The sequence below is a fragment of the Pelistega europaea genome (assembly GCF_013133775.1).
Classification (GTDB): domain Bacteria; phylum Pseudomonadota; class Gammaproteobacteria; order Burkholderiales; family Burkholderiaceae_B; genus Taylorella; species Taylorella europaea.
This window is the reverse complement of the sequence record NZ_JABGBO010000003.1, coordinates 113,576-139,539: the sequence shown is the minus strand read 5'-3', so window position 1 is coordinate 139,539 and position 25,964 is coordinate 113,576. Positions and strand designations below refer to the sequence as shown.

At 40.5% G+C, this 25,964-nt stretch carries 31 protein-coding genes and 1 tRNA gene; 15 read left to right on the top strand and 17 right to left on the bottom strand.

What is annotated here, in order from left to right; genetic code table 11:
• Positions 1 to 12 precede the first annotated feature (12 nt).
• Positions 13 to 957 carry an IS481 family transposase gene (locus tag HKX40_RS03560; RefSeq protein WP_171588193.1) on the top strand — a complete coding sequence of 315 codons (945 nt, stop codon included), beginning with the start codon at positions 13 to 15 and terminating at the stop codon, positions 955 to 957.
• A gap of 411 nt (positions 958 to 1,368) precedes the next feature.
• Here HKX40_RS03560 and HKX40_RS03555 read toward each other — a convergent pair whose 3' ends face one another.
• Together HKX40_RS03555 and HKX40_RS03550 are read right to left on the bottom strand one after the other, a co-directional pair.
• Positions 1,369 to 2,145 carry a peptidylprolyl isomerase gene (locus tag HKX40_RS03555; RefSeq protein WP_171588192.1) on the bottom strand — a complete coding sequence of 259 codons (777 nt, stop codon included), beginning with the start codon at positions 2,143 to 2,145 and terminating at the stop codon, positions 1,369 to 1,371.
• 27 nt (positions 2,146 to 2,172) lie between these two features.
• Complete coding sequence (locus tag HKX40_RS03550) at positions 2,173 to 2,718, bottom strand: septation protein A (protein ID WP_171588191.1); 546 nt, start codon at positions 2,716 to 2,718, stop codon at positions 2,173 to 2,175.
• Between the two features lie 166 nt (positions 2,719 to 2,884).
• On the opposite strand from HKX40_RS03550, the gene HKX40_RS03545 reads away from it, so the two are divergent.
• The 4 genes from HKX40_RS03545 (at position 2,885) to HKX40_RS03530 (ending at position 7,816) form a co-directional block, all read left to right on the top strand.
• A complete protein-coding gene (locus HKX40_RS03545; RefSeq protein WP_171588190.1) occupies positions 2,885 to 4,057 on the top strand; it encodes an ABC transporter substrate-binding protein in 1,173 nt (390 codons plus the stop codon).
• 90 nt (positions 4,058 to 4,147) lie between these two features.
• Positions 4,148 to 5,188, top strand: coding sequence for a branched-chain amino acid ABC transporter permease (locus HKX40_RS03540; RefSeq protein ID WP_171588189.1), 1,041 nt, complete (start codon positions 4,148 to 4,150; stop codon positions 5,186 to 5,188).
• Positions 5,189 to 5,191: 3 nt separating this feature from the next.
• Positions 5,192 to 7,066: a branched-chain amino acid ABC transporter ATP-binding protein/permease gene (locus HKX40_RS03535; protein ID WP_171588188.1), complete on the top strand. Its 1,875-nt coding sequence runs from the start codon at positions 5,192 to 5,194 to the stop codon at positions 7,064 to 7,066.
• A 9-nt stretch (positions 7,067 to 7,075) separates the two neighbouring features.
• On the top strand, positions 7,076 to 7,816 hold the full coding sequence (locus tag HKX40_RS03530; RefSeq protein WP_171588187.1) for an ABC transporter ATP-binding protein: 741 nt from the start codon (positions 7,076 to 7,078) through the stop codon (positions 7,814 to 7,816).
• 156 nt (positions 7,817 to 7,972) lie between these two features.
• On the opposite strand, the gene nth is transcribed toward HKX40_RS03530, so the two are convergent.
• The 5 genes from nth to fdxA all read right to left on the bottom strand — a co-directional run bounded on the left by nth (position 7,973) and on the right by fdxA (position 12,102).
• A complete protein-coding gene (gene nth / locus HKX40_RS03525; protein WP_171588186.1) occupies positions 7,973 to 8,605 on the bottom strand; it encodes an endonuclease III in 633 nt (210 codons plus the stop codon).
• A gap of 118 nt (positions 8,606 to 8,723) precedes the next feature.
• A complete protein-coding gene (locus tag HKX40_RS03520) occupies positions 8,724 to 9,413 on the bottom strand; it encodes an RnfABCDGE type electron transport complex subunit B (RefSeq protein ID WP_171588185.1) in 690 nt (229 codons plus the stop codon).
• Positions 9,414 to 9,590: 177 nt separating this feature from the next.
• The gene (locus tag HKX40_RS03515; RefSeq protein ID WP_171588184.1) at positions 9,591 to 10,826 is read right to left on the bottom strand and encodes a polyhydroxyalkanoate depolymerase; all 1,236 of its coding nucleotides are present in this window, start codon (positions 10,824 to 10,826) and stop codon (positions 9,591 to 9,593) included.
• Positions 10,827 to 11,009: 183 nt separating this feature from the next.
• Positions 11,010 to 11,777, bottom strand: coding sequence for a ferredoxin--NADP reductase (locus tag HKX40_RS03510; protein WP_171588183.1), 768 nt, complete (start codon positions 11,775 to 11,777; stop codon positions 11,010 to 11,012).
• A gap of 1 nt (position 11,778) precedes the next feature.
• Positions 11,779 to 12,102, bottom strand: coding sequence for a ferredoxin FdxA (fdxA, locus tag HKX40_RS03505; protein ID WP_171588182.1), 324 nt, complete (start codon positions 12,100 to 12,102; stop codon positions 11,779 to 11,781).
• 112 nt (positions 12,103 to 12,214) lie between these two features.
• Here fdxA and pncB point away from each other — a divergent pair, with 112 nt between their 5' ends.
• The 6 genes from pncB (at position 12,215) to HKX40_RS03475 (ending at position 15,532) form a co-directional block, all read left to right on the top strand.
• Positions 12,215 to 13,390, top strand: coding sequence for a nicotinate phosphoribosyltransferase (pncB, locus tag HKX40_RS03500; RefSeq protein ID WP_171588181.1), 1,176 nt, complete (start codon positions 12,215 to 12,217; stop codon positions 13,388 to 13,390).
• A gap of 17 nt (positions 13,391 to 13,407) precedes the next feature.
• Positions 13,408 to 13,761 carry a RidA family protein gene (locus HKX40_RS03495; RefSeq protein WP_171588180.1) on the top strand — a complete coding sequence of 118 codons (354 nt, stop codon included), beginning with the start codon at positions 13,408 to 13,410 and terminating at the stop codon, positions 13,759 to 13,761.
• 152 nt (positions 13,762 to 13,913) lie between these two features.
• Positions 13,914 to 13,987: transfer RNA gene (locus tag HKX40_RS03490), tRNA-Cys, on the top strand.
• A gap of 317 nt (positions 13,988 to 14,304) precedes the next feature.
• Positions 14,305 to 14,550 (top strand): hypothetical protein, encoded by a 246-nt coding sequence (locus HKX40_RS03485; RefSeq protein WP_171588179.1) that lies wholly within the window; start codon positions 14,305 to 14,307, stop codon positions 14,548 to 14,550.
• A gap of 39 nt (positions 14,551 to 14,589) precedes the next feature.
• Positions 14,590 to 14,937 carry a hypothetical protein gene (locus tag HKX40_RS03480; RefSeq protein ID WP_171588178.1) on the top strand — a complete coding sequence of 116 codons (348 nt, stop codon included), beginning with the start codon at positions 14,590 to 14,592 and terminating at the stop codon, positions 14,935 to 14,937.
• A 379-nt stretch (positions 14,938 to 15,316) separates the two neighbouring features.
• A complete protein-coding gene (locus HKX40_RS03475; RefSeq protein ID WP_171588177.1) occupies positions 15,317 to 15,532 on the top strand; it encodes a single-stranded DNA-binding protein in 216 nt (71 codons plus the stop codon).
• A gap of 129 nt (positions 15,533 to 15,661) precedes the next feature.
• Here HKX40_RS03475 and HKX40_RS03470 read toward each other — a convergent pair whose 3' ends face one another.
• From HKX40_RS03470 to HKX40_RS03455, 4 genes are read right to left on the bottom strand one after another with little or no spacing between them, the layout of a single operon-like run.
• On the bottom strand, positions 15,662 to 15,883 hold the full coding sequence (locus HKX40_RS03470; RefSeq protein WP_171588176.1) for a hypothetical protein: 222 nt from the start codon (positions 15,881 to 15,883) through the stop codon (positions 15,662 to 15,664).
• 1 nt (position 15,884) lies between these two features.
• Complete coding sequence (locus tag HKX40_RS03465) at positions 15,885 to 16,190, bottom strand: DUF1902 domain-containing protein (RefSeq protein ID WP_171588175.1); 306 nt, start codon at positions 16,188 to 16,190, stop codon at positions 15,885 to 15,887.
• A 24-nt stretch (positions 16,191 to 16,214) separates the two neighbouring features.
• Positions 16,215 to 16,610 (bottom strand): helix-turn-helix domain-containing protein, encoded by a 396-nt coding sequence (locus HKX40_RS03460; protein ID WP_216605156.1) that lies wholly within the window; start codon positions 16,608 to 16,610, stop codon positions 16,215 to 16,217.
• A gap of 8 nt (positions 16,611 to 16,618) precedes the next feature.
• Complete coding sequence (locus HKX40_RS03455; RefSeq protein ID WP_171588174.1) at positions 16,619 to 16,882, bottom strand: type II toxin-antitoxin system RelE family toxin; 264 nt, start codon at positions 16,880 to 16,882, stop codon at positions 16,619 to 16,621.
• A gap of 346 nt (positions 16,883 to 17,228) precedes the next feature.
• On the opposite strand from HKX40_RS03455, the gene HKX40_RS03450 reads away from it, so the two are divergent.
• Entirely contained in the window at positions 17,229 to 17,420 is a 192-nt protein-coding gene (locus tag HKX40_RS03450) for a hypothetical protein (protein WP_171588173.1), read from the top strand.
• A 145-nt stretch (positions 17,421 to 17,565) separates the two neighbouring features.
• Here HKX40_RS03450 and HKX40_RS10835 read toward each other — a convergent pair whose 3' ends face one another.
• Together HKX40_RS10835 and HKX40_RS10585 are read right to left on the bottom strand one after the other, a co-directional pair.
• Positions 17,566 to 17,616 (bottom strand): hypothetical protein, encoded by a 51-nt coding sequence (locus HKX40_RS10835; RefSeq protein ID WP_343042972.1) that lies wholly within the window; start codon positions 17,614 to 17,616, stop codon positions 17,566 to 17,568.
• A gap of 131 nt (positions 17,617 to 17,747) precedes the next feature.
• Positions 17,748 to 17,906 carry a type II toxin-antitoxin system RelE/ParE family toxin gene (locus tag HKX40_RS10585; RefSeq protein WP_216605155.1) on the bottom strand — a complete coding sequence of 53 codons (159 nt, stop codon included), beginning with the start codon at positions 17,904 to 17,906 and terminating at the stop codon, positions 17,748 to 17,750.
• 300 nt (positions 17,907 to 18,206) lie between these two features.
• Between HKX40_RS10585 and HKX40_RS03440 the strand changes: the two genes are divergently transcribed.
• Positions 18,207 to 18,920, top strand: a complete 714-nt coding sequence (locus HKX40_RS03440) for an AzlC family ABC transporter permease (protein WP_171588172.1) — start codon at positions 18,207 to 18,209, stop codon at positions 18,918 to 18,920.
• 123 nt (positions 18,921 to 19,043) lie between these two features.
• The gene (locus tag HKX40_RS03435; RefSeq protein WP_171588171.1) at positions 19,044 to 19,385 is read left to right on the top strand and encodes an AzlD domain-containing protein; all 342 of its coding nucleotides are present in this window, start codon (positions 19,044 to 19,046) and stop codon (positions 19,383 to 19,385) included.
• Here HKX40_RS03435 and HKX40_RS03430 read toward each other — a convergent pair.
• The 3 genes from HKX40_RS03430 to HKX40_RS03420 form a co-directional block, all read right to left on the bottom strand.
• On the bottom strand, positions 19,380 to 20,186 hold the full coding sequence (locus HKX40_RS03430) for a thiazole synthase (RefSeq protein WP_171588170.1): 807 nt from the start codon (positions 20,184 to 20,186) through the stop codon (positions 19,380 to 19,382). The two genes, HKX40_RS03435 and HKX40_RS03430, sit on opposite strands and share 6 nt — an antisense overlap.
• Positions 20,187 to 20,319: 133 nt before the next feature.
• A complete protein-coding gene (gene thiS / locus HKX40_RS03425) occupies positions 20,320 to 20,547 on the bottom strand; it encodes a sulfur carrier protein ThiS (RefSeq protein ID WP_171588169.1) in 228 nt (75 codons plus the stop codon).
• 269 nt (positions 20,548 to 20,816) lie between these two features.
• A complete protein-coding gene (locus HKX40_RS03420; protein ID WP_171588168.1) occupies positions 20,817 to 21,869 on the bottom strand; it encodes an FAD-dependent oxidoreductase in 1,053 nt (350 codons plus the stop codon).
• Positions 21,870 to 22,340: 471 nt separating this feature from the next.
• Here HKX40_RS03420 and recQ point away from each other — a divergent pair, with 471 nt between their 5' ends.
• The gene (recQ, locus tag HKX40_RS03415) at positions 22,341 to 24,203 is read left to right on the top strand and encodes a DNA helicase RecQ (RefSeq protein WP_171588321.1); all 1,863 of its coding nucleotides are present in this window, start codon (positions 22,341 to 22,343) and stop codon (positions 24,201 to 24,203) included.
• A 100-nt stretch (positions 24,204 to 24,303) separates the two neighbouring features.
• On the opposite strand, the gene HKX40_RS03410 is transcribed toward recQ, so the two are convergent.
• The gene (locus tag HKX40_RS03410; protein ID WP_171588167.1) at positions 24,304 to 25,962 is read right to left on the bottom strand and encodes an AMP-binding protein; all 1,659 of its coding nucleotides are present in this window, start codon (positions 25,960 to 25,962) and stop codon (positions 24,304 to 24,306) included.
• Positions 25,963 to 25,964 lie beyond the last annotated feature (2 nt).

The following is a 25,964-nucleotide window of genomic DNA, read 5'->3' as shown; positions in this document are numbered from 1 at the left end:
AGGAGAACGTCTATGAGTACTAAAGCAGAACGAGAGATAGCACATAAATTAAAAGTTTTTGAACACGCTAAGCAATGTGGCAATGTATCTTTTACATGCAGGTACTTTGGTATATCAAGGGACACTTTTTATCGTTGGATGCAGAACTATAAAAAGAAGGGAGAGAAGGGGTTAATTAACAGTAAACCATGTCCAGAGAATCCTAAGCTCAGGGCACCGCAACATATTGTGGACAAAGTTATTGAGGTGCGACAGAAGTTCTGCCTGGGAGACAAGAAGATTAGCTGGTACTTAAAGACGTACTATGATCTAAAAATATCTCCTAGTGGGGTCTATCAAGTATTGCTAAGACATGGTTTAAACCGTTTACCTAAAAATATGCGTAAACGCTCTAAAAGGCCTGTTCTTCGCTATGAAAAAAAGGTTCCTGGTCATCATGTGCAGGTGGATGTTAAATTCGTTACCTTGAGAGACCCAAAGGGGCGTCTAGTACGTCGCTACCAGTATACGGCTATCGATGATGCAACGCGTATCCGAGCGCTTAAAATCTACGACCGCCATAATCAAGCAAATGCTATTGATTTTATTAACTATGTTGTGGCGAAGTTTCCTTTTAGAATCCATACTGTACAGACAGATAATGGGCATGAGTTCAACACTAAATTCCATTGGCATCTCCATGATATAGGCATTAACCATCGCTATATCCGTGCTATGAGCCCTCATCTAAACGGAAAAGTGGAGCGTTCACACCGTACTGATAAAGAGGAGTTTTATCAATTAATTAGCTATACCAATGATAAGGATTTGGACGCACTACTTAGCGAGTGGGAAAACTTTTATAACTTCTTTAGACCTCATGCTAGCTTGGGCTACCAAACCCCGTTTGAACGCTTAAAAGTTCGGATGGAACCATTTATGACAGAAGACCTCAAAGTACGCATGGGTCTTGCATAATACATTTGGCTATTCTCAGAGATAAACTTCTAAAAATTATGGTAAAATCGCCGAATTATTGTCAGAAAATGTTTTAAGTTACACACTTTCCGTAAACGAGCGAACAGGTAAGTCTCGTTAAGTAAAACACTATAAAAATCCTGTCCTTCTTCTTCTAGTAAAAGTAAGTCTCGTTAAGTAAGACACTATAAAACCCAGTCCTTCCTCTCCTAGCAAAAGAAAGAAGTCAGTGGAATGATTTGATTAATTAATGCTATGCCCAAGACAATGCAGAACGCACCTAAAATGAAAGGTGGTTTGGAGTCTCAGTTAGTACGGGTATCTTATTTGCAAAGATAATAAAGATAATCCCTCCCCTGGATTCGGGAGGGATTACGGATGGAAGAATAGTTAGGTAGAAAAAACTAACAATTATTTGTCAGAAATTTGAACTTTTGCTTTTTTACGTAAAGATTCAACGTATTGAGCCATTTTTTGTTGAGTGAGTTCACGAGCAATAGCCCCTTTTACTTGTTCAAAAGTAGGTGGGGTTACTGGACGCTCGTCTTCCACTTCAATAAGGTGATAACCGAATTGTGTTTTTACTGGATCAGTAACTTCCCCTTTTTTGGCTGTTTTTACGGCATTTGCAAATTCAGGGATAAAGTCCTCAGGGTTGTGCCAGTTAAGCTCACCACCATTGGTAGCCGCACCTGAGTCAATAGAGTTTTGTTTAGCTGCATCTGCGAAAGAAACTTTCTTTGCTTTTAAATCAGCAAGGATTTCTTTTGCTTTAGATTCATCTTTTACAAGAATATGACGAACTTTGTATTCGCGTTTGTCTGCAAGGTTCTTAACGATGTCGTCATAGGCTTTTTTCAAATCAGAATCAGGAACTTTGTTTTTGTCTGCCCAGTCTTGAAGAAGGCTGTTGATTAGAATGGTTTTACGAGCATCTTCAATGGCAGATTTAACATCAGCCTTTTTGTCAATACCTTGCTTAGATGCTTCTTGTAAAAGAACGCTACGATTTACAAGTTCATTAACAATAGCACGTTGTTGGTCTGCAGTTGGCTTTTCAATACGTAGGACTTTGGCAAAAGCATCTACTTCAGATTTAGTAATGTTTTTACCATTCACAGAAGCTACATTTTGAGCCATCGCAGGTAAAGCAACACTAAGAGCAGTAACTAGAAATAAACGTTTCATATTAGATAATCCTCTATAAGAATAATGTCATTGTTGATTGTTAGCTTGTATATGTTTGCTTAACCATAAAGATTGGCCTACAGCAAAAACCACTAAAAGCAGTGTCATACCAAAAACTTTGAACGTTCCCCATTGTTCAGTTGTGAAATGTCCTGAGAACGCTACATAAACGTTAATGATACCAACAATTATGAAAAAAAGTGCCCAACTTGTATTCATTTTGTTCCAAGCCGTTTCAGGTAATTGGAGTTGATGCCCCATTAATTGTCGGATAAAGTTTTTGTTAAATAGTCTGCCACCAAGCAAAATTAAGGCAAATAACCAGTACAAAACGGTGGGCTTCCACTTAATAAAAGTTTCGTCGTGCAAATATAGTGTAGCTCCCCCAAAAACCACAATAACAATAAGGCTCAGCCAGGTGCTGGCATCAATTTTGCGGTGGGTAATTTTGAGCCAAATAACTTGAATTATGGTGGTTATAACAGCAACAGAGGTGGCAACATAAATATCTCCAAATTTTAGGGCGACAAAGAATAAAATCAGAGGGAAAAAGTCAAATAAGAGTTTTTTCATAAGTGTTGCTATTTTGATACGAGATGAGGCAAGTTTACCACTAATGGTATATGAACAGAGAGAAGGTAACACGATGTCACTAAAAAATAGGTGTTTTTATCCATTGTGTTTTAAATAAAAAAGTGGCTATAGTATAGCCTTTGCTACTTTCATATTGGAGAGAACAATGAAGAAATTTGCTTTGCGTACATTAAATATTTTACCTATGATGGCTTTGATGAGTGCTGTTTGGGCTCAACAGACGGTAACTGTTGGGGTCTCTGTCTCCGCAACAGGGCCAGCAGCTTCGCTAGGTATTCCTGAAAAAAATACTGCAGAAGTAATTCCCTCTAAGGTAGATGGGGTAGAAGTTAAATATATTGTGTTAGATGATGCGACAGATACAGGTAATGCTGTTCGCAATATGCGTAAACTGATTTCTGAAAATAATATTGATGTGATGGTGGGTAGTAGTGTGACCGCTGCTTCATTGGGGCTTGTGGATGTCGCCGCTGAAACTAAGACCCCTCTCATCAGTCTTAATGGTAATGCAGTAGTCGTAACTCCTGCAGAGGGGGCCAAACATTGGGCATTTAAAACAGCTCAAAATGACAGTTTGATGGCACAGGCACTTAAGACTGCAATGCTAAAAGCCGGTATCAAAAAGCTAGGAGTGATTGGTTTTGCTGATGCTTATGGTCAAGGTTGGCTCAAAGAGATGAAAGCAGCATTAGAAGGCTCTGGCATTAGTATTGTAGCATCTGAGAGTTTTGCACGTACAGATACCAGTGTGACTGGTCAAGTGATGAAGGTTATTGCAGCTAAACCTGATGCTGTATTGCTTGCTACTGCCGGTACTCCAGGTGCTTTACCTCAACGTGAGTTAAAGCAACGAGGCTTTAAAGGACAGGTTTATCACACTCATGGTTCAGCAAATAATGACTTCTTGCGTGTATGCAGCAAAGCCTGCGAGGGTATTATTCTACCTGTAGGTGCAGTAGTGGTGGCACGTCAGCTTGAAGATGGACATCCTCTCAAAGAAGAGGGTATGACCTATACCAAGCTATATGAAGCAAAGTTTGGTGAAAATTCCGTAAATGCTTTTGGTGGTCATATGTGGGATGCAGGTGTATTAATCAATGCAGCTTTACCTGCAGCTTTGAAGACTGGAGCTAAACCGGGTACAGAGGCATTCCGCTCTGCTATGCGTGATGCACTTGAAAATGTTAAAGATGCAGTAGGCGTGCATGGTGTTTTCACTATGTCTCCTACTGACCATGCAGGTCTTGATGATAGAGCACGTGTAATGGTTAAGGTTCAAGATGGCAAATGGGTGTATCAACCTGATTTGTTGAAGTAAAATAGCCTTTTCTTTCACATTTTAATTGTTGTGTGGGGATAGCTACTGTAATGACTATTCCCACATGGTGCTTTTTCTAGAGATTTATTCATGGATTGGTCCATCGCCAAAATACTGATACAAGACGGTGTGGTGACTGGCGTGATTTATGCCCTGATGGCAGTTGCGTTGGTGTTGGTATTTGCAGTCACTCGGATTATTTTCATCGCACAAGGTGAGTTTGTTTCTTTCGGGGCTCTTTCTTTTGCCATGATGGCAAGCGGGCAAACTCCTCAAACTATCTATTTGCTCCCTATTGTAGGTGGAATTATCTTTCTCAAAGAGCTCTATTTCCGTCTTCGAGGTAAACATGGTTTGCCGCTTTGGCAGAGTTTGTTGTATTTTGTATTACTCCCCTTATTGGTGATGTATGCGATACCATTGATTTTGGCACAAAATCCAAATCTTTGGGTGAAAGCCTTATTGACATTGGTGATGGTAGTGCCTTTAGGGCCCATGGTGTACCGCCTTGTTTATGAACCTGTAGCAGAGGCGAGTGTATTGACCTTATTGATTGTGTCTATTGCACTACATTTTGCTTTTGTTGGTACTGGTTTAGTGTTGTTCGGTGCTGAAGGATGGTTGGTTTCTGAACCGTTTTTTGATGGTGAGCTTGATTTGTTTGGTTTGACATGGCGTTATCAGAGTTTATTTGTGATTGCTATGACGCTATTGACAATCATTGGATTGTGGGCTCTGTTTGGTTTTACACTAGTAGGCAAGGCATTGAGGGCTACCGCAGTGAACCGTCGCGGGGCACGTCTAGTAGGGATTAGTACTTCTTTATCAGGACACTTAACTTTCTGGTTGACTGCTTTTGTAGGGGTGTTGGCAGGGATTATGTTGGTGTCTTTTATCCAAATCACCTATGAAACAGGTTTCATGATTGGACTTAAAGGGTTTGTAGGAGCGATTATTGGAGGGTTGGTTAGCTATCCTATTGCTGCTATTGGGGCAATAGGTGTCGGTATTATTGAGGCCTTTAGTACATTCTGGGCTTCTGATTATAAAGAAGTCATTGTATTTACCTTGATTATTCCAGTGCTGTTGGTGCGTTCTTTGACAACCACGCATCATGAGGATGAGGAGTAAATCATGCGTAAATTCTGTATTGTTATTCTTCTTGTCTTATTGATTGCACTTCCTCTTATCCCTGCAACACCAGAGTTCTGGGTGAACCAGATGAATACTATTGGTATTGCTTCCTTAGTTGTGTTGGGACTTGTAATTTTAACAGGTGTGGCTGGTATGACTTCGTTTGGTCAAGCGGCTTTTGTAGGGATGGGGGCTTATGCTACTGCTTATTTAAGCACTACCTTGGGTTACTCTCCTTGGATTGGTTTGTTAGCAGGTTTGGCTATTGCTTTTGTTATTTCCTACTTGCTTGGGCAAATTACCCTACGGTTGTCGGGTCACTTCTTACCTCTAGGGACTATAGCGTTGTGCCTTATTTTCTATTATCTCTTTGGTAATATGGAATTTTTAGGTAAACATGATGGTATTCCGGGGATTGTGCCTATTGAGATTTTTGGCGTATCTTTACTCAAGGCACGATCAATTTATTTTCTTATCTGGGGTGTTGTGTTACTCAGTATGTTCTTGAGTCTTAACTTGCTTAATTCAAGAACAGGACGTGCGATTCGTTCTCTTAAGAGTGGTGCTGCTATGGCAGAATCATTTGGAGTCAATACGCATCATTATAAAATGATTGCCTTTGTATATGCCGCTTTATTGGCGAGCATTGCAGGATGGTTATATGCCCACGAACAACGAGCAGTTAGTCCAAGTACATTTGGCCTAAATTATGGTATTGAATACCTCTTTATGGCGGTGATTGGTGGATCTGTTAGTATCTGGGGGGCAATCTTAGGGGCTGCTCTTGTGGTGGTCTTGCGTGACCAAATTCAAGTCTATACTCCTTTATTTATTGATGCCAAAGTCAATGTGGAGATGGTGGTCTTTGGTATTATGATGATTTTGATTTTGCACTATGCGAGAGATGGTTTGTGGCCTATTCTAATGCGGTGGTTCGATCGTCTATTGGGTGAAACCAAACCAGCAACATCAAATGCTTTAGTGTCTTTTGCTAATGCAAGTAATTTATCTCAACGGTCTCGTCCTCAAACAGGGGAAACTGTACTTAAAGTCTCTAAAATACGCAAGCAATTCGGTGGTCTTGTGGCAGTTAATGACTTAAGTTTTGAGGTGAAAGCGGGGCAAATTATGGGTCTAATAGGTCCTAATGGAGCTGGCAAAAGTACAACATTTAACCTTGTGACAGGTGTATTGCCGTTGACATCGGGTGAGATTACCTTCATGGGGAAAAAGATTTCCGGTTTATCTGCACGCAAAATCGCATCTTTAGGAATTGGTCGTACTTTCCAGCATGTCCAGCTATTACCTCAGATGACCGTATTAGAAAATGTTGCACTTGGTGCGCATTTGCGTGCCCATTCTGGTGTCTTAAGTAGTCTATTACATTTAGAGCGTAAGAGTGAGGCACAATTATTAGCAGAGGCCAAACGCCAATGTGAACGCGTAGGATTGGGGGATTATCTTTTCGAGAAAGCTGGTAATTTGGCTTTAGGTAAACAACGCATCGTGGAAATTGCACGAGCTTTGGCTTTAGATCCTACTCTATTGCTACTGGATGAGGTGGCAGCTGGTTTGCGTTATCGTGAAAAGCAGGATTTAGCTGCGGTGTTAAGTGCCTTGCGTGATGAAGGCATGAGTATTTTGTTAGTAGAGCATGATATGGATTTTGTGATGAAACTGACCAATCATCTTGTGGTGATGGACTTTGGTACCTTTTTAGCAGAAGGTAGTCCTGCAGAAATTCAACAAAATCCAGCTGTTATTGAGGCTTATTTGGGTGGTATGCAAGACGATTTGTCGGATGATGCTTTGCTAGTGGCGACTCAGCAGGGTAATGTGTCTGCTGAGGCAGATTCTGTCGTTAAAACCGTTTAGGAGCTAGATATGAGTGTTTTATTAGAGACAAAAAATCTCAGTGCTCAGTACGGTAAGATAGCAGCATTGAATAATGTTAATATCCAGTTGGCCCAAGGTCAGGTGGTGACTGTCATCGGTGCCAATGGAGCTGGTAAATCCACTTTGCTAAATACAATCATGGGATCTTTGGTGACTAGTGGTTCAGCACAAGGTGATGTAGTTTATCAAGGGCATTCTATTATGCTAGATAAAGTAGAAACACGTATGGTGGATGGCATTAGTCTTGTTCCTGAGCGAAGAGAGTTATTTGCTAGCATGACAGTACAGGATAATCTGTTGCTAGGAGGTTTTCGACGCTATCTAAAACGGGATAGTTCATGGAAAGATACCCTAGAAGAGATTTATGCCTTGTTTCCCCGTCTAAAAGAACGTCAGAAGCAGTTGGCAGGTACTTTATCAGGAGGTGAGCGTCAAATGCTTGCGGTGGGGCGTGCAATGATGGGCAAGCCCAAGGTATTGATGCTTGATGAGCCCAGTTTAGGACTAGCACCATTAATTGTGAGAGAGATATTTCACATTATCATGCGGTTGCGTGAGACTGGAGTTTCCATTCTATTGGTAGAGCAGAATGCTCGTTCTGCTTTGCAGGTTGCAGATTATGGTTATGTGCTTGAGATGGGTGAAGTCACTCTAGAGGGTAATGCTAAGGAGTTGCTGCATAATCCTGCTGTCATTGAAAGCTACCTGGGGTTTGGAGGGGAAAAATAGGTGGTGCCTTCTGACTGGTTGAATTAAGCATAGCAATGTGGGCTGCCCTCTGATAAAGGGATAAATATTAGACTGTTTTTTCCTCATATTCGCCTATTTTCTGTAGAACTAAGCCAAGACGGATACATTTACATCACCTCTAATGAAGAACAAAGACTAGACAGTCTTTTCCTTATATTCGCATAAGTCGTTAATGAGACAATTCGCACATTTAGGCTTGCGGGCGACACAAATATAACGTCCATGTAGGATAAGCCAGTGATGTGCGTCCATGAGAAATTCTTTAGGAATCACCTTAAGGAGTTTTTGTTCTACGGCTACAACATCTTTACCTGGAGCAATGCCTGTGCGGTTAGACACACGGAAGATATGGGTATCTACTGCCATTGTTGGTTGCCCAAAAGCAGTATTTAGTACTACATTAGCGGTTTTTCGTCCCACCCCTGGGAGGGCTTCTAATTCCTCCCTCGTCTGAGGTACCATGCCTTGGTATTGTGTTACTAAAATCTCACAGGTAGCCAGAACATTTTTTGCTTTAGTACGAAATAAACCAATGGTACGAATCGCTTCAGTGAATCTTTCTAGCCCCATGTCTAGGATGGCTTGGGGTGTCTTACAGGTGGCAAAGACTGGCTGCATAGCAATATTGACAGATTTATCAGTGGCTTGTGCTGACAAAATGACGGCAATAAGTAATTGAAAAGGGTTTTCGTACTCTAATTCCGTAGTGGGGTGAGGATTAGCAGCACGAAAGCGTTCAAAGATTTCTTGACGTTTTTGTTTATTCATAATTTATTCAATAGGTATAAGGTCTAAGTTTCGATTGAACAGGGAAATATCCAATATTTCAGTCTTTACGGAGACTATCTATTTTGCCTGAATTGGAAAATATCCACCATTTTAGTCATCACAAAGACTGTCTACGTGCACGTGCACGTGCTAATGCCATAGCAATAGCAGCAGATTTTTTTTGGCTAGCTTGTTGATTATCTTCTAGGATGCCTGATTGTGTATCATGGGCATGTAGCTGTTCAGCAACTTGGTCTGCAGAATCTAGAATATCACTAGGGCGTGAAGAATGTTGGTTAAGTCGCTCCTCTTCGCGTTGAGCCTGTGCTGCTAGTCGCTTAGCCCGGTGTTGGTGACGGATACGTGCATCATCAGCATCTAGTCGTGACCATTCTTTGGCAGCAGGAACCATTTGAATACAGTCCACAGGACAGACGGGGACACATAACTCACAGCCTGAGCATAAGTCGGAAACTACAGTGTGCATAAATTTGTTGGAACCGATGATGGCATCGACAGGACAGGCACGAATACAAAGGGTACAGCCAATACAATGAGCTTCATCAATAACAGCCCAATGAAGGGGGCGTGTCTCTCCACAAGATGTGTCTAAGGGAAGCACAGGCTTATGTAGTAGAGCTGAGAGTTGTTGAATTCCCATCTCGCCACCAGGGGGGCAGCGGTTAATAGCAGCGTTTTCCTCTGCCATCGCCGTAGCATAGGGGAGACAACCATCATAGCCACATTTAGTACATTGGGTTTGTGGCAAGATGGCATCAATTTGTTGAATAAGGATGTTCTTTGTCATAAGTGTGATAAGGATGGATAGTCACCCAGGTTAATCAGTATGAGACCCAGTGGATAATTTTATTCGTTTTCTGATGTGGTGAACAGCTATTTACTCTGTCAGTTATTGAGTGACAACCAGCAGGTAAGAGGGTATTTTAATGTTGCAAAAAGAAGTCTATTCCTTTTGTGAAACTGTTTAAGCCTCTTTTTCTGCTTGATTGATAAACTCTTCAATAACAGGGAATACTTTGGTACGCCAACGTCTACCTGAAAATATGCCATAGTGTCCAGCTTTCTCAACTTCATAATGTTGTTTATGTGCCTCTGGGATATTAGAGCACATCTGATGAGCAACTTGCGTTTGACCTTTACCAGTGATGTTATCTAGCTCCCCTTCTACAGTGAGAAGATGGGCTTTAGTAATAGCAGCAGGTTCAACTAGTTGACCTTTGACTTTCCATAGTCCGCGTGGGAGTAAATGCTCTTGGAAGACGACTTTGATGGTATCTAAATAATATTCAGCAGGTAAATCTAGGACTGCATTGTATTCATCGTAGAACTTACGGTGTGTTTCGGCTTCCATATCGTTGCCACGCATTAGATTGAGGTAATAATCATAATGTGATTGTGCATGTTTGTCTGGGTTCATGGCTACAAAACCAGCATGTTGCAGAAAACCTGGATACACGCGACGATTGTGTCCTGGGTAACGAGGAGGAACGCGATGAATAAGCTGGGTTTCAAACCATGTAAAGGATTTTTGGTTGGCTAGCCCATTAACCGAGGTAGGGGATAGTCGAGTGTCTAATGGTCCACCCATCATAATCATACTTTTTACTTGGATAGGGTCGTTGTTAGATGCCATTAGAGACACAGCAGCTAGTACTGGTACGGTAGGTTGACAAACCGACATTACATGTGTGTTAGGGCCCAATAGGTGGATAAAATCAATGATATATTGCACATAATCATCTAGATGAAAAGCCCCTTTAGACAAAGGAACCATACGTGCATCAATCCAGTCGGTGACATACACATCAAAAGATTGCAACATGGTCTGAACTGTGTCACGTAATAGCGTAGCATGATGCCCAGATAATGGGGCTACAATTAGCACAATAGGATCCCCTTTAGGGTGCTTACTATGGCTGCGCTCAAAGTGGATTAAACGACAAAAAGCTCTTTCCTCGACAAGGGTTTCAGTGATTGTAGCGGTTTTACCCCCTACATCTGCTTCTGTAATATTCCATGCAGGTTTCTCATAGTCTTTGCCAAGACGGTGTAATAACTCGAACCCTGCCGCAATATGACGCGAATTAGGAATATAGGCGTAGGGGCTAAAAGGATCTGAAAATACCTTGGCACCCCAAGTAGAGAAGCTCACAAAAGGAGCCATACTTTGTTTTGCTAACTCATGTAGGAGATATAGCATAAGAATTCCTTTTTTGTCGGTAAGCTCAGAGTATAGCAGGCTTTTTTGAAAGTTTTATCCGTATTTTCACGGGTAATTATAGTATGTTAACCCTTTATATAATCTGTCAATCATAGACACTACAATACCCTTATTGTCCACTGTATAGCCTATGGTCAAGGCTATGCTATGTAATTCTATTGATTACCAGTACTTTTCTACGGCTAGATTACCAATATTGCCACGACGTCCTGTAGCAAAGCCTTGATCCCCAAGCAATTTACGTGCCTCTGTAAGCATATCAGGGTTGCCGCATAACATGACGCAGGCATTGTCTGGGTTTAGCTCAACACCTGCCAATGCAGCTAGTTGCTGGTTCTCAATGAGGGTTGTCAAGCGTGCCCGAGGGTAATGCTGATAGGTTTCACGAGTCGGTAGAGGCAGATAGATAAAACGCTCTCCCCATTGCTGCTGCCAAGACTGGATTAAGTCTTGGTAACTAAGCTCATTGGCATATCGTACCCCATGACATAGCACAACCTTATTGAATAAGGTCCATGTCTTGGCATCATGCAGGATAGATAAATAAGCCGATAGCCCAGTACCAGTAGCGAGTAGCCATAGACTTTCACCACCATTGGGAAAGTTGTCTAGGGTTAAAAAGCCGATAGGCGATTTATCGATATAAATAGTGTCACCGACTTGCAATGATGCAAGACGAGGGCTAAACAAACCGTCGGGTACGACGACAGCGTAGAACTCAAGATAATCACTGTCAGCTGGATTTACCATAGAAAAACCTCGCCAGATGGAAGGCTCTGCCCCTGCTTCTGTGGGTAATCCCAAACGAGCAAATTGCCCGGGTTTAAAGGAAAACTCGGGAGCACGCGTTGTCTTGATAGAGAAGAGCTTCTTTTCCACCCAGTAGTGGATATTGGTGATTTTTTCTAGGGTATATCGCTGTTCTGACATATTACTTTTCGAGATATTGGAGTTTGTCTGTTTTGCCATTCCACTCATCAGCATCATCTAAAGGTTTCTTTGAGCGGTTAATGGTAGTAAAAGATGGGGTAAGCTCTGCATTGATGGCGATGAATTGAACTTGGTCGGATGGAACATCCTCTTCAGCAAAAATCGCATTAGCAGGACATTCTGGCACACAGACACCACAGTCAATACACTCATCAGGGTCAATAACAAGAAAGTTAGGCCCCTCTTTAAAACAGTCTACGGGGCAAACATCAACACAGTCAGTATATTTACATTTAATACAGTTTTCAGTTACGACGTGAGTCATTTTAAATCTCAATTTTCATTGTCAAACAAGCGTAATTTTAACTAATCTTTGCTAAAAAAGTGATTAAAACCCCTAAGCTGTGGTAAGGTTATGAAAATAAATAGGGACAACTATGATTATCAATTCGCTTTTAGACACCGATTTATATAAATTTAGTATGATGCAGGTGGTGCTGCATCAGTTTCCTAGTGCGCAAGTGGAATACCGTTTTAAGTGCCGCAATAAAGGAATTAATTTACGCCCATACATAGACGAAATACGTGAAGAAATTCATCATCTTTGCCAGCTTAAATTCCAAAAAGATGAGTTGGAGTATCTGCGTAATTTACGCTTTATTAAGATTGATTTTATTGAATTTCTAGGCTTGTTTCATCTTCCTGAACGCTGCATTCAAGTCACACAAGGTGAGGAAGAGGGGGAAATCAATATTGATGTAAAAGGCTCTTGGTTACATACTATATTGTTTGAAATCCCTGTTTTAGCCATTGTCAATGAAGTTTATTTTCGTAATCAGTATCCCGGGTTAAGTCTGGACGAAGGGCGTCGTCGTTTGCAAGGAAAAATTGATATGATTTTACAAGCGACTGATATACCTTCTTTTAAATTTGCAGATTATGGTACTCGCCGCCGGTTTTCTAAAGTTTGGCATGAAGAAGTAGTCAGGACGCTTGTTGCCAAACTACCCAAACATTTTGTGGGTACGAGCAATGTCTTATTAGCCAAGAAGTACAATACTACACCACTGGGTACGATGGCACATGAGTACTTACAAGCATGCCAAGCCTTAGGACCGCGTTTGCGCGATTCACAGGTTTTTGCATTGGAGAAATGGGCACAAGAATATCGTGGTGATTTAGGAATTGCCTTATCAGACGTATACGGGTTTAATGCCTTTTTACGCGACTTTGATATGTTTTTTTGCAAACTATTTGATGGGGCACGTCATGATTCTGGAGACCCATTTGAATGGGGAGAGCGGTTATTACGACATTATGAAGCTAACCGTGTTGATCCTCGTATGAAGACGTTAGTTTTTTCAGATGGTTTGAATTTTGAACTTGCTTTGGATATTGCCCGACGATTTGATGGACGTTGTAAAACTTCATTCGGTATTGGGACCAATTTGACTAATGATGTGGGAGTGTCTCCTCTACAGATAGTGATGAAAATGGTGCGTTGTAATGGACAGCCTGTGGCTAAGGTCTCTGATGAACCAGGTAAGACGATGAGCGTCGATCCAGAATATTTAAACTATTTACGCCATGTATTTGATTTGCCAAAACAGTAATTTTTAAAGGAAATAAGATGAGTGATATTAAACGAGTGAATGTGGAAGCACGTTATTCTGACGTAGCTGTTTTTAATGGTGTAGCTTATTTAGCTGGTCAAGTACCTGATGATCCTTCGTTAGATATGGAAGGTCAAACAGCACAAGTATTGGCGACAATAGATCGCTTGCTGGCAGAAGTGGGTTCTAATAAAGACCGTATTTTGATGGCTCAGGTATTTATCAGCAATATGGCAGAGTTTCAGCAGATGAACAAAGCATGGGATGCTTGGGTATCTAAAACAAGTGCACCTCCACGTGCGACAGTTGAGGCTCGTCTAGCTAACCCTAACTACAAAGTTGAAATTGTAGTGACAGCTGCTCTAGCCTAGCTGAAGTGTCGTAGTAATACAACTATTTCAGAGGGCTCAAGGGGTGGGTAGTCTTATTTTTCATAAAAATTTGATTTTCTTTCTTCTGAAAGAGAAAAATATATAAAAGTTATGTTATTATCTACTTCTTAACCCTAGTTGATCTAGAGTGTGGCGCGGTAGCAAAGCGGTTATGCAGCGGATTGCAAATCCGTCTAGAGCGGTTCGACTCCGCTCCGCGCCTCCATACTACTGTTTCCATGCATTGCATGAAGATATTTAAACCTAGTAAGATGCTTGATTCTACTAGGTTTTTTTATTTTCAGCGTTTCTAAGCGTTTCATGAAATTGCTTGCAGACGCACAAAAATGTGGGTTAGTATGTTGGTTAGTAACTGAACCCTAATCAAAGATTCATATCATCAATAGATAAAAAATACTTAACCAAAAAATATTAAGCGAGACACCGAGAGTTGTTCGATTTTCAAAAATAACCAATAATGCAACAAGTCCGTTTATTGAATTAGGAAACAAAGCGACCATCATATAAATAAGGGACTAACTTATGAGTTATTCATATTACATAGAAAATAGTAGTTATCCTGATTTTCCAGTAATTATTAGAGGTTTAGGAAACGATTGGTTTTCTTATAAAAAATATGATTGGAAAACAAAACAATGGGATTCACCTCATTCTATGTACTGGGGTGAAAAACTCTTTGCGGATTGTGCCTGTGACTTTAAGGAAATCAGCGAAGAGGAGGCTTTTGCCATCATAGATAAAGCACAAGGAAAACCCCTTCCGTTTTAGCCAAAAAAGAATATTTATAGAACTAGGATAAAAGAGAAAATGAATGAGGTAGAAAAATTTCTAGAGGCATTAAAATTCTTAATTGATAACAAAGCCAAGAATTTAAGCCCAATGTTTGCCATGTACCCTACTGATATTCTTAAAAACAGAGAAAATACATCAGGTAGAAATGATGAGGATTTCACGGCTATTTTTCTTCTCGAAGATTGGGCTATAGCGCTTGAAGATATTACTGGAATTGAAGATTTAGATAATACTGTTAGTGATATTATGATTCAACTAGCAGAAGCAGAAGACCACATGACGGAGGAGCAGCGATTAGCATTTATTGCTCCGATTGAGAAGTTATATAACAAAGCACAATACACCCTCAATGCAATGCGATAAAAACCCTTTAAGGCACTTATAGCAGAAAGCCATAAACTCACAGTAGTGCTTGACTCTCGGATTTACCTGCGTCTGCTGAACGTCCGCAACGTGCTATGTCAAGTTTATGGCTACCCTGAATTTTACAACATTTTAGTCATTGCTTATACCTACCTTGCCGTAATCTTGCCGTTCTTCACGGTTTTATCTTGCCGACCTGTTTTGGTAAATACGGACCCTAATCGGACCCTTCTTAATGAGGTTTTCCCTTGCCCTAACATTGCCCTCCACAAGATAGCTAAGAGCCACAATAATGACATTTCTTGCGGGTGTTATGGATACCTACACAGAAAGGAAAATTCCTCCTACAATGTGATTAAAACACTGCTATGGGGAAAATATGATTGAAGCATTATTACATGGCAAGATAGCCAGAACACCAGAGCAACGACAAGCGAAAAACGGCAATACATTCACGGTATCAAGTATGACCGTAAGCAGTAATAATGACTTGATATTTGTTTCTGTGATTGCGTTTGATGATGAGGTGCAGGCAGACCTATTACAGCTAACCAAAGGCGATAAAGCGAGTGTATCAGGTACATTAAAGTCCTAACATTTGGGTTGATAACAACGGAGAACCACAGGTAAACCTAGACATCACAGCAAACCATGTACTAACCGTTTATTCAGGACGCAATAGACGTAGAAAGAACAGCACCCGCACGGTGTAGCAATAGCACTATCATGTTGGATTATGTGCGGTGAGTTTTTTGCGTAGTGCCTTGGCTTTTTGCAGTATCTCACGGAAGTTTTCTAATACTTCTTGGTTATCAAAGTTAGGTCTAACGCTACCATTATCATTTACGATGACATAGGGGGCATATTCATTTGGTTTTGATACCGACTTACCAAAGAACTGATGAAATCGTTCCTCATGCGATTTTCTATTGAACCAAAACCGCATATTACGCCCCCTTTAAATCCTCAATGCTTGTTCTAATTTCATGAATCAGTGAATCAATACCAGCCTCAACAACCAAGCCATGCAGTGTAGGACTGGTAACGACAAACACACCCGCAGAACCATCATAAACCATTTCCAATTGAACGCCCTCACAATGGATCAGTTTGGAAATAGCCATACAAGCATCATTAAGTGCATGGGTTAAATAGTCCTCACCGTCCTCAACCGCCAAGCGGATATATTCCTTAATGGTTTCTTCATCAGTGAGGTAATCAAGCACATTGAAAGGTTTTATTCTAATCGTCATAAGCCCATATTCTGATAAACCCAATTATGCGTACAACTGGGTAGGACGGCAGTTATAGACCCTTGCCAATCGTTCTAAGGTTTTCATTTGTGGTTTAGATCCTTTGCTTTCCATTTGTGAAATAGCCGACTGAGTTAAGCCAGTTTGGTGAGCAACCTCGGACTGCGACAAACCACGATAAACACGCCATGCACCAAGTAGGCTAATGTCATGCTCAATGGAAATGCTCACTACCTCATGGGGGATAGTTTCGTCATCATTGTCCCCTTCTTCAACGGCAATAGCAGACCAGCCTTCTTCTTCGTCATTATCAGTGGTACATAGTGTTTTATATTCCTGAAGTTGGTTATATTCTTCTATTGGCAATACTACAAACAAAGGTTTACCTTGTTCATTCAAAATATATTGTTGTTTCATCATTATGCTCCTTAACTGTATGTACGGCTATCCCGCACTAATACAGCAGTAATTTCGATAATTTTTGGCACTCCGTCCATTACTTCAAAAATCACGCGGTATCGTCCAACCCTTATCCTGTACTGGTTATCTCTATCAACGAGTTTTTTTAAATCAACATTAACATGAGGAAAGTTTTTTAATTCTTTCACACTATCCTCAATGGCTTTTCTGTAGCGAGTATCAATTTTTGATAACTGCTTATACGCCTTAATAGACCAGGTAACTTTATTCATTTAGTTAATTCCTAATATCTAATAATTAGATTATAAGTTATTTGTGAAAGATGTCAATAGTTGCATGGTACTACATAACAATGCTATCCATTGCACAAAAATCTATTTGAAATCAATTGATTAAAATGTAACAATCGCTCGGCAAGACATTAGCAAGGCATATAAGCAATACATATTATTATGAAAGATAGATATTACTTATTTATTTATATAGTATTTAATAAATAAATAGGATGTGCACCTTAACTAAAGCCCCCCTTTTTTTTTATAAACAAGGGTCTTTTCAAGCTACAGGTTCTTTTTTTAAGATAATGTTTAAATATGATGAGTAGCTTTTAAGGAACAGATGATGGCAGATGTGAGTAATCAATTTAATATGAATTTTGATTGTGCAGAGCCTGAGCTTAACGATAATGTAGTTGCTATCCTCAAGCAAAATGAGATAGAGCAGAAGCAAGGTAAAAGCGTGAAATATGCTTCGTGTGGCGAAATGATGGATGATTTACAGCGACAAGTTATCCACAATTTCTTTGGATAACTCCTGCCGTAAGTATGTTAATACCTTGATTTCGTTGTTTCTGATTGAGTTGCTTAAGTAGTAATCAGGTAGAAGCCTACGCTAGCTGTTAGTCTGTGCTTTTTTTCGATTTGCCGTAGATTAGCTAAATACCAAAGAAGAATATTTATAGAATTTGCGTCATGCCTTGAGCCTTAGCAATATCACCCAATGCCATCAATAACAGGTCTGTATCATTTTCTTCTAGATGGCTTTTAAATACTCTTTGATATCCTCTTCTGTTTTGAGGTGCTTGGAAATATCAAAAGGTTTGGTGGTTGCTTTTTCCATAATTTAACCTCTATTCATTTAATGCAAAATACCTTGTTTGATGTTGCTCCACAATGGTTTGGCTTTTTGAATATCTTTTTCTTGTGTAGACTTTTCTCCACCACACAATAGCAGATAAACAAAATCACCTTGTTGAGCGTAATAAACCCTAAAACCGGGACTGATGTGTACACGCATTTCCTAAACACCTTCCCCCATACTTTTAGAATCACCAAAATGACCCTTATAGGCATTTCTGATGCGAGCCAAGATTCTGTTCTTAGCAAGGTGATTATCCAAATTTTCTAACTAATCATCAAAAATATCAGTGGTGTTGATAGTAAACATATCTCCTCCTTTTAGGTATTGAATATTGTATCCAAATGACTACAAAAGACTCATCTTTGTTTATTTTTTTTGGTCATAAACTATCAATTCTTTTCTATAAAAATCTTAGGTATACTCTTGAGATTGTTCATGAGAGATATTTTGCAAAATATGTCTGTTTCATCTTTTCTGCAAGGCTTTAAAGATACTATTCCCACAATGTTGGGGTATTTACCTGCATCTTTGGCATTTGGTTTAACTGGTTCTAGTATTGGATTAAGTCCAGCAGAGCTGTTTGCAATTTCATTTTTTGTTTATGCTGGAAGTGCACAGTTTTTTATTCTAGCGTCATTACAGCTGGGTATGCCACTAATGAGTGTAGTGTTTTTTGTGTTTATGCTTAATCTGCGTCATTCCCTTTATGGTCCTTTGCTTGATTCGTATCTGCCGCAAAGTTTAAAGAGTCGCTTAATGAAAGCCTTTTTATTAACTGATGAGGTTTTTGCTCTTTGTTATTTGAAGTTTAAAGAAATTCCAGCAGAGGATCGTTCTGTGTGGTATTTTGCTGTGGGACTTTTTGCTTGGTGGTCATGGTTGTTAGGTACTTTAATAGGGATTTATGCAGGTGAATTTATCTTTAAGAGTTATCCCTTGTTGGCTCAAACAATGGGGTTTGCATTGACTGCACTTTTTGTCGGAGTGACTTTTTTGGTGATTCAGTCCTCTATGTTGTTTGCATTAGCTGTTGGTGGTATGGTCAGCCTTTTTTGTGCCTATATGGGATGGTCCAGTGTAGCAATGCTGGCAGGGGCTGCAGTGGCATGTTTAATCTATCAACCACCTAAACAATCTACCCAAGAGGTAGTGGAAGTCTATAGTGCCTAAAATAAACAATATAATCTGTGGTGATAGACTATCATGAGTAGTATGATGCTGTATCAATAGGGATTTGATTATAAAAGTCTGATGTTATTGGCGTAACAGCAAGAAAATTTTTAGGAGCATAGTATGGTTAGTAATATTCCAACTTGGCAATTAATGCTTGCTATTGCTGCAATGGCGATATTGACCTATAGCACACGTGCTATGCCCTTTATATTGATGAAAAAGGCGAAATGGTTAGGACGTCTTGGTTCTGGCAAATTAGCGATTTTGGGTCCTGCCTTATTATCAAGCACAACAGTGGTAATCCTTTACTCAGAAAGCATTAAGGCTCAGCAGCAGCAACAAATTATCCCGTATATACTGGCTGTGGTGAGTGTTTTGGTGATTCTTAAACTGACCAGAAATATTGGGCTAGCTATGTTGGTCAGTTTGATTGTTTATGGTTTGGGACTAAGTGTGCTATAACAAAAATGGTCTACCTGTCACTTGGGTGCTTGGTACAGCCATATCCTGCTGAGCCATGATACCAGCCTCATATGCTAGACGCCCAGATTGAATAGCTAGCTTGAATGCCTCAGCCATACGTACTGGATCATGTGATTGGGCAACTGCGGAGTTGAGTAACACAGCATCAAACCCAAGTTCCATCGCCATTACTGCATCTTTTGGCGAGCCAATCCCTGCATCTACTACTAGGAAGGCTTCTGGTAAGCGTGCTCTGAGTACTCTTAAGGCGAATGGATTAACCAAACCTTGTCCAGAACCAATGGGAGCTCCCCAAGGCATCAAAATTCGACAACCAGCATCCAATAGACGGTTACAAGTCACTAAGTCATCGGTACAATAGGGGAACACTTCAAAGCCTTCTTTGATTAATTCACGCGTAGCAGCGATAAGCTCCATAGGATCAGGTTGTAAAGTATAGTCATCACCAACAACTTCTAGCTTAATCCAGTGTGTGTCAAAAATCTCTCTCGCCATATGGGCTAGGGTAATGGCTTCACGAGCTGTTTTGCAGCCAGCTGTATTAGGAAGAAGATGAGCCCCACTTTCTTTAAGCATCTGGAAAAAAGTATTATCTACCCCATCAGTAGTGCTTTTAGTGAGTCCATTTTGTCCAGGAGCTAGTTGGCGTTTTAGGCCAACAGTGACAACCTGAGCCCCAGACACTTTAATCGCATCATATAATACTTTTGGAGATGGATAGGTGGCTGTACCTAGAAAAAAACGACTTTCTAATGTGACATCTGCTAATGTGTAGCTCATAGGATTCTCTTTGTTGGAAAATTGAAGTGAATCATTATAAAGATATTATAGGAGATGGTTTATCGTATATGCAATGCAAGAGAAAGTGACTATTGTGTTGGTAAATACAATAAACCCCCATAAACAAGGGTAACTAGCCTCCTGTAATAGGAGTAAAAGTCATTATTTGGTCACCATGCTTAAGTTCGCAGTTGGCACGAGATGCTCGAGGTACAAAAATTTCATTAACTGCAGTTGCAATGCTTTTAGGGTCATCTTCCATTTGCATTTCTTGCTGAATAACTTTGACAAGATCGGCTAGATTGGTGTGAGAGGCGATTTGTTTAGCTTCCCCATTTACATAAACCGTAATAGCACTCATCTTTTTCTCCATAAATTAACTGCTCTTATCTGCGCAGTATTGTAAACGTTTTTGACATTATAGTGAGTAGGTATGTTGTTAGCTAACCAAGAAATAAAAGCACATAAAATCCCCTGTTATATAGTTATGTGATGATTATTTGCTTGGTCTCTTTGCTGTCTTATTTTGGTGTAATTAGTTCAATTTCACGCTAAAGTCTAAAGTGTCTCTATCATTTTATTTAGTTTAATCTGCCACCTAAAAAACTGCACACCAACTAACACTAAAGTTTAAAGCATCTCTGTCATTTCTTTTAGGGCTTTTTCTACTGTTGCTGGTGCAATCAACCAACCATGTCTAAATAAACCATTAATACGTGTTAAACCCATTTCAGTTTCAATACGAGGGAAGTTGTCCAACAAGGCAGGGCGTAAATTGGTCTCTGTATGTACAATGCGCGCCTCTGCAAGTTCAGGCAATACACTATGTGCTGCTGTAAGCAATTCTACTGTCGTGCGTACAGAAATGGGAGAGCGGTCTTCACTTTCAATTTCGCTAGCACCGATAAAAACAATATCTGGTTTGCGAGGTACGATATATACACGATAACGGGGGTGTAATAAACGAATTGGACGACTTAATCCAAGTCCTGGGGCTTGCAACCACATCACCTCACCACGTACACCACGTACATTTTGACATGAAACGGTATGTGTATTGGGGAAGCGTACTTCACGAGCCCCTAAGCCACGGGTATCGATAACCCAGTCAAAACGGTATTCGGTATTTTGTGCATAAATGGTATGAGGGGTAAGTTTCTCTACTGAAGTTTGCCAATGCCAGTGTGCATTAGGACAAGAGGCTTGCAATGCTGACATTGCTTGACGTGTATGAATATGCCCCTCATTTTTTAACGACCAAGCATGAGCAACTCCACTTACTGCAGGTTCTTCTAAACGCAGTTGCTCTAAAGTTAGCTTTTCAGGTTGCTGGTCTGCAGGTGCTTTAAGAGCCAATAAACTCACTAGACGAGCAGCAGCACCTTCATCACCTCGGTGGGCAAGCAATAAACTACCGTTGTAATGGAGTTCGACGGGTTCTTTGAGCTGGGGGACAATTTCTTTCCAAAGTGCCAATGAGCGTACCCCAAGTTGGTAAATATTATCATCGCCACTTTCAAGCTCGGCTATATGACTTAGCATCCCTGCGGCTGTAAAACCAGCTGCTACAGGGTCGGTAGGACCAGATGCTTTATCAAAAACAGTAATTTCATGTCCCTGGTGAGAGAGAAAAAAGGCACACAAACGTCCGGCAAGACCTGCACCAGCGATACCGATTTTCATGCTTATACCTCAAAAATATTGATGTGATAGTCGCCAGTTTACCTCTTCATCATTGATGGGTGCAACTCTGATGTAAGGTGACTGTTAATTACTAATAAGTCATAGTGTTTGTTCCTATTAACCCATAGCATTTTTCCTAGTAAGCTACAGCGTTTTTTACTAATAAGTCATAGTGTTTGTTCCTGCATCTAGTAATAAAGAGCTTATGAACACCAAAAATTATTGATTGGTCGCTAAAGAGAGCAATAGTAATAAATAAAAGCACAGCGGATACGTTGAAGTGAGGATAACAGGTATCTATCATGAACAAGTCATACAACAAGGGGTGTCTATAACACTGAGAGGATGGTTCTAAATAACACGCACACCATCATTTGCTTATATAATTAAGAGCATCATATGTAGTTATTATTTATTGTTGATGTCTATCAATCATTTTTCTTCCCTATCGTGACTTATCTTCCCCCTTCAATTTCTCCTGCTCAAGCTGCTTTAGACGTGCTGAGAAACGTTTTTGGTCACCAACAATTTCGTGGTGAGCAAGCGGAGATTGTACAGCACCTGATAGAGGGGCATGATTGTGTGGTATTAATGCCAACCGGGGCAGGGAAGTCTTTATGCTATCAAGTACCTGCATTAGTAAGGCCTGGTTCGGGGGTGGTGATTTCTCCACTTATTGCACTTATGCATGATCAGGTGCAGGCGTTGCGTAGTTTAGGAGTGAGGGCTGCATGTTTGAATTCAAGTATGTCATGGGATGCTATTCAAGAGGTTGAAGACGCCTGGCTGCGAGGGTATATTGATTTACTCTATATTGCCCCAGAACGTTTACTAACTTCTCGTTGCTTAAGTTTATTAAAACGTGTCCCTATTTCTCTCTTTGCCATTGATGAGGCTCATTGTGTGTCACAATGGGGGCATGATTTTCGTCCTGAGTACCTAGGCTTATCTGAGCTGGCTCGATTATGGCCAGATGTTCCTCGTATCGCACTTACTGCAACTGCAACAAGCCGGACACGAGAAGAGATTGAAGAGCGGCTTCAATTAAAGCAAGCTCAAACCTTTATTGCAAGTTTTGATCGTCCTAATATTCGTTATGAAATTGTGGAGAAAACGCAGGTACGTCAGCAACTCATGCGATTTATTAGTGAAAATCATCCTAATGAGTCAGGTATCGTATATTGTCTCTCGCGTAAGCGTTGCGAGACCATTGCTGAGTTTTTAAATAAGCAAGGAATTCCTGCATTACCGTATCATGCAGGTATGAATCCTCATGAGCGTGCAGAGAATCAATACCGTTTTTTGCATGAGGAGGGTATTGTGATGGTGGCAACTATTGCATTTGGTATGGGGGTGAATAAACCTGATGTGCGGTTTGTGGCTCATATTGACATGCCACGCTCCGTAGAGAATTATTATCAAGAAACGGGTCGTGCAGGTCGAGATGGGTTACCTGCCACTGCATGGATGGCATATGGTCTAGCTGATGTACTTCAGCAGAGTAAGATGATTGAGACATCCCAAGGAAATGAGCAGTTCAAGCGGCGTTCACGAGAGCAGTTAAGTGCTATGTTGGCTCTATGTGAAACAGCAACTTGTCGTCGAGTGCAATTATTGAGTTACTTTGGGCAAATCAGTATGCCTTGTGGCAACTGTGATGTTTGCTTGGATCCCCCAAAGTTGTGGGATGCTACTATTCCTGCACAAAAAGTACTTTCAACGGTGTATTGGCTTTATAAAAAGTACCAACAACGCTTTGGTGCAAAATATATTATTGAGATTCTGCTAGGACAGCATACTGAACGTATTGATAGTTTTGGACATGATAAGTTAAGTACCTTTGGAATTGGTAAAGAGTACAGTGAGGAGGTTTGGCATAGTGTTATTCGTCAATTGTTGGCAAGTGGTTTCCTCGCAGTTGATATAGAAGGGTATTCAACGCTGGCATTAACTCGTCGAAGTGTAGTGTTATTAAAAGGCGAGGAGGTATTTCGATTAAAACAATCTTCGTTAATACTGAGTGGTCGCTCGAAGAACGTGATGCCTACGCGTAAAAAATCTTTCCAAGAGTTGCATCCAGAAGCTTATCAACGTTATCAATTACTGCGACAATGGCGTGATCAAAAGGGTAAAGAACAAGGTCTTGATCCGCAGTTTATCTTTAACGACACCACATTACGCTATATTGCTTTAGAAAACCCTGAGAATATGCAGACACTAGCTCATATTGATGGAGTGAATTTATATAAATTAAATATGTATGGCAAAGAAGTATTGAAAAGCATGAGAGCTAGCAACTCTGGCAGGACATCAATGAGCTTGCCAACAACATGACTAGAGTCAGAGTAGGTAAGAAAGTATAAGATAATGGTTTAAACTACATATGCTAAATAAAATCCCCAGCTTGGCTGGGGATTGACTTCTGTAGGAAAATCTATTTACCACGCAACTCTCGGCGTAGAATTTTGCCTACATTATTCTTGGGTAGCTCATTGACAAATGCTACCTGTTTAGGCACCTTATAGTTAGTCAAATCATGACGGCAGTGTTGGATAATTTCTTGTTCAGTAAGATTAGGATCTTTACGCACTACAAAAACTTTCACCAATTCCCCTGCTGGGCCATTATCTACACCGACTGCGGCCACTTCTAACACACCAGGATGACTAGCTACGGCTTCTTCGACCTCATTGGGATAGACATTGAAACCAGAGACAATGATAAGGTCTTTTTTGCGGTCAACAAGATAGACAAAACCCTTATCATCCATGTATCCCATATCACCTGTACGCAAGAATCCCTCATCATCAAATACTTTTGTGGTTTCTTCGGGTCGCTCCCAGTATCCTTTCATGACTTGAGGACCTTTAATGAGAATTTCACCGACTTCATTAAGAGGTAAAGCGTTACCATTATCGTCTACAATCTTGATGTAGGTAGAGGAAATAGGTAAACCAATAGCACCATTAAACGCTTTCATATCTAATGGATTAATCGTTGCGGCAGGACTTGTTTCAGTTAAGCCATAAGCCTGTACAAGAGGCACCCCGGTGACTTCACGCCAACGTTCTGCTGTTGCTCGCTGTACAGCCATACCCCCACCTAGTGTTAGACGTAGCGCACTAAAATCAATGTGTTTAAATTTTTCGTTATGCAAAAGTGCATTAAATAGGGTATTTACCCCTGTAAAAGCGGTAAATTTATAGTGCGAGATTTCTTTAATAAAGCCTTTGATGTCGCGTGGATTAGCGATAAGCAAATTGCTAGAACCTAGACGCATAAAGGTAAGCAAGTTTGCTGTCAGCGAGAAGATATGGTAGAGAGGCAATGCCGTAACAATCAAGTCCTTGCCATCTGTTGTATACGCACGCACCCAAGCGTAGGCTTGCAATACATTAGAGACGATATTGCCATGAGTGAGGATTGCCCCTTTAGGTACGCCTGTAGTACCACCGGTATATTGCAAGAATGCATAGTTATCATGACTGAGTTCCACGGGGGTGAAAGTTTCTTTTTCTCCGACCTCAAATACTGTATTCATACGTATATGGCCAGGTAACTCCCATGCTGGAATCATCTTCTTGACATGACGTAGCACAAAGTTGATGATTTTGCCCTTAAAGCCAAGCATACCACCAATAGAAGCCACGACTACTTTTTTAACAGATGGTGTTTTAGGAAGGGCTTCTTCTAAAGTGGAAGCAAAGTTCTCAACGACAACCATCACTTCTGCACCAGAATCGTTGAGTTGATGTTCTACCTCATGTGCAGTGTACATAGGGTTAAAGTTCACAACAGTACAACCAGCACGCAGAGCACCAAATAAACAAATCGGGTATTGGAGAATATTCGGCATCATTAAACCGACACGAGAGCCTGGTTTTATTCCTTCGTTTTGAAGCCAAGCAGCAAAAGCACGACTATAGTGGTCTAACTCTCGGTATGTGATAGATTTACCAAATGAGATAAATGCTGTATTGTCAGCAAATTTTTTAACACATTCATTAAAAATATCAACAAGAGATGAATGCTGATTAGGATCAATATCTGCAGGAATACCTTCAGGGTAGCTTTTTAGCCAAATTCTTTCCATTG

What these genes read in the sequence shown, in the direction of transcription:
- HKX40_RS03520 (WP_171588185.1), bottom strand. Translation starts at nt 9,413, where the DNA reads ATGACAAAGAACATCCTTATTCAACAAATTGATGCCATCTTGCCACAA.
- HKX40_RS10585 (WP_216605155.1), bottom strand. Translation starts at nt 17,906, where the DNA reads ATGCGTGTACACATCAGTCCCGGTTTTAGGGTTTATTACGCTCAACAA.
- HKX40_RS03410 (WP_171588167.1), bottom strand. Translation starts at nt 25,962, where the DNA reads ATGGAAAGAATTTGGCTAAAAAGCTACCCTGAAGGTATTCCTGCAGAT.
- HKX40_RS03435 (WP_171588171.1), top strand. Translation starts at nt 19,044, where the DNA reads ATGGTTAGTAATATTCCAACTTGGCAATTAATGCTTGCTATTGCTGCA.
- HKX40_RS03535 (WP_171588188.1), top strand. Translation starts at nt 5,192, where the DNA reads ATGCGTAAATTCTGTATTGTTATTCTTCTTGTCTTATTGATTGCACTT.
- HKX40_RS03470 (WP_171588176.1), bottom strand. Translation starts at nt 15,883, where the DNA reads ATGCGGTTTTGGTTCAATAGAAAATCGCATGAGGAACGATTTCATCAG.
- thiS (WP_171588169.1), bottom strand. Translation starts at nt 20,547, where the DNA reads ATGAGTGCTATTACGGTTTATGTAAATGGGGAAGCTAAACAAATCGCC.
- HKX40_RS03420 (WP_171588168.1), bottom strand. Translation starts at nt 21,869, where the DNA reads ATGAAAATCGGTATCGCTGGTGCAGGTCTTGCCGGACGTTTGTGTGCC.
- HKX40_RS03515 (WP_171588184.1), bottom strand. Translation starts at nt 10,826, where the DNA reads ATGCTATATCTCCTACATGAGTTAGCAAAACAAAGTATGGCTCCTTTT.
- HKX40_RS03545 (WP_171588190.1), top strand. Translation starts at nt 2,885, where the DNA reads ATGAAGAAATTTGCTTTGCGTACATTAAATATTTTACCTATGATGGCT.
- HKX40_RS03540 (WP_171588189.1), top strand. Translation starts at nt 4,148, where the DNA reads ATGGATTGGTCCATCGCCAAAATACTGATACAAGACGGTGTGGTGACT.
- fdxA (WP_171588182.1), bottom strand. Translation starts at nt 12,102, where the DNA reads ATGACTCACGTCGTAACTGAAAACTGTATTAAATGTAAATATACTGAC.
- nth (WP_171588186.1), bottom strand. Translation starts at nt 8,605, where the DNA reads ATGAATAAACAAAAACGTCAAGAAATCTTTGAACGCTTTCGTGCTGCT.
- HKX40_RS03430 (WP_171588170.1), bottom strand. Translation starts at nt 20,186, where the DNA reads ATGAGCTACACATTAGCAGATGTCACATTAGAAAGTCGTTTTTTTCTA.
- HKX40_RS03440 (WP_171588172.1), top strand. Translation starts at nt 18,207, where the DNA reads ATGTCTGTTTCATCTTTTCTGCAAGGCTTTAAAGATACTATTCCCACA.
- HKX40_RS03510 (WP_171588183.1), bottom strand. Translation starts at nt 11,777, where the DNA reads ATGTCAGAACAGCGATATACCCTAGAAAAAATCACCAATATCCACTAC.
- HKX40_RS03550 (WP_171588191.1), bottom strand. Translation starts at nt 2,718, where the DNA reads ATGAAAAAACTCTTATTTGACTTTTTCCCTCTGATTTTATTCTTTGTC.
- HKX40_RS03475 (WP_171588177.1), top strand. Translation starts at nt 15,317, where the DNA reads ATGATTGAAGCATTATTACATGGCAAGATAGCCAGAACACCAGAGCAA.
- HKX40_RS03480 (WP_171588178.1), top strand. Translation starts at nt 14,590, where the DNA reads ATGAATGAGGTAGAAAAATTTCTAGAGGCATTAAAATTCTTAATTGAT.
- HKX40_RS03495 (WP_171588180.1), top strand. Translation starts at nt 13,408, where the DNA reads ATGAGTGATATTAAACGAGTGAATGTGGAAGCACGTTATTCTGACGTA.
- HKX40_RS03465 (WP_171588175.1), bottom strand. Translation starts at nt 16,190, where the DNA reads ATGACGATTAGAATAAAACCTTTCAATGTGCTTGATTACCTCACTGAT.
- HKX40_RS03485 (WP_171588179.1), top strand. Translation starts at nt 14,305, where the DNA reads ATGAGTTATTCATATTACATAGAAAATAGTAGTTATCCTGATTTTCCA.
- HKX40_RS03455 (WP_171588174.1), bottom strand. Translation starts at nt 16,882, where the DNA reads ATGAATAAAGTTACCTGGTCTATTAAGGCGTATAAGCAGTTATCAAAA.
- pncB (WP_171588181.1), top strand. Translation starts at nt 12,215, where the DNA reads ATGATTATCAATTCGCTTTTAGACACCGATTTATATAAATTTAGTATG.
- HKX40_RS03530 (WP_171588187.1), top strand. Translation starts at nt 7,076, where the DNA reads ATGAGTGTTTTATTAGAGACAAAAAATCTCAGTGCTCAGTACGGTAAG.
- HKX40_RS03560 (WP_171588193.1), top strand. Translation starts at nt 13, where the DNA reads ATGAGTACTAAAGCAGAACGAGAGATAGCACATAAATTAAAAGTTTTT.
- HKX40_RS03460 (WP_216605156.1), bottom strand. Translation starts at nt 16,610, where the DNA reads ATGATGAAACAACAATATATTTTGAATGAACAAGGTAAACCTTTGTTT.
- HKX40_RS03450 (WP_171588173.1), top strand. Translation starts at nt 17,229, where the DNA reads ATGATGGCAGATGTGAGTAATCAATTTAATATGAATTTTGATTGTGCA.
- HKX40_RS03555 (WP_171588192.1), bottom strand. Translation starts at nt 2,145, where the DNA reads ATGAAACGTTTATTTCTAGTTACTGCTCTTAGTGTTGCTTTACCTGCG.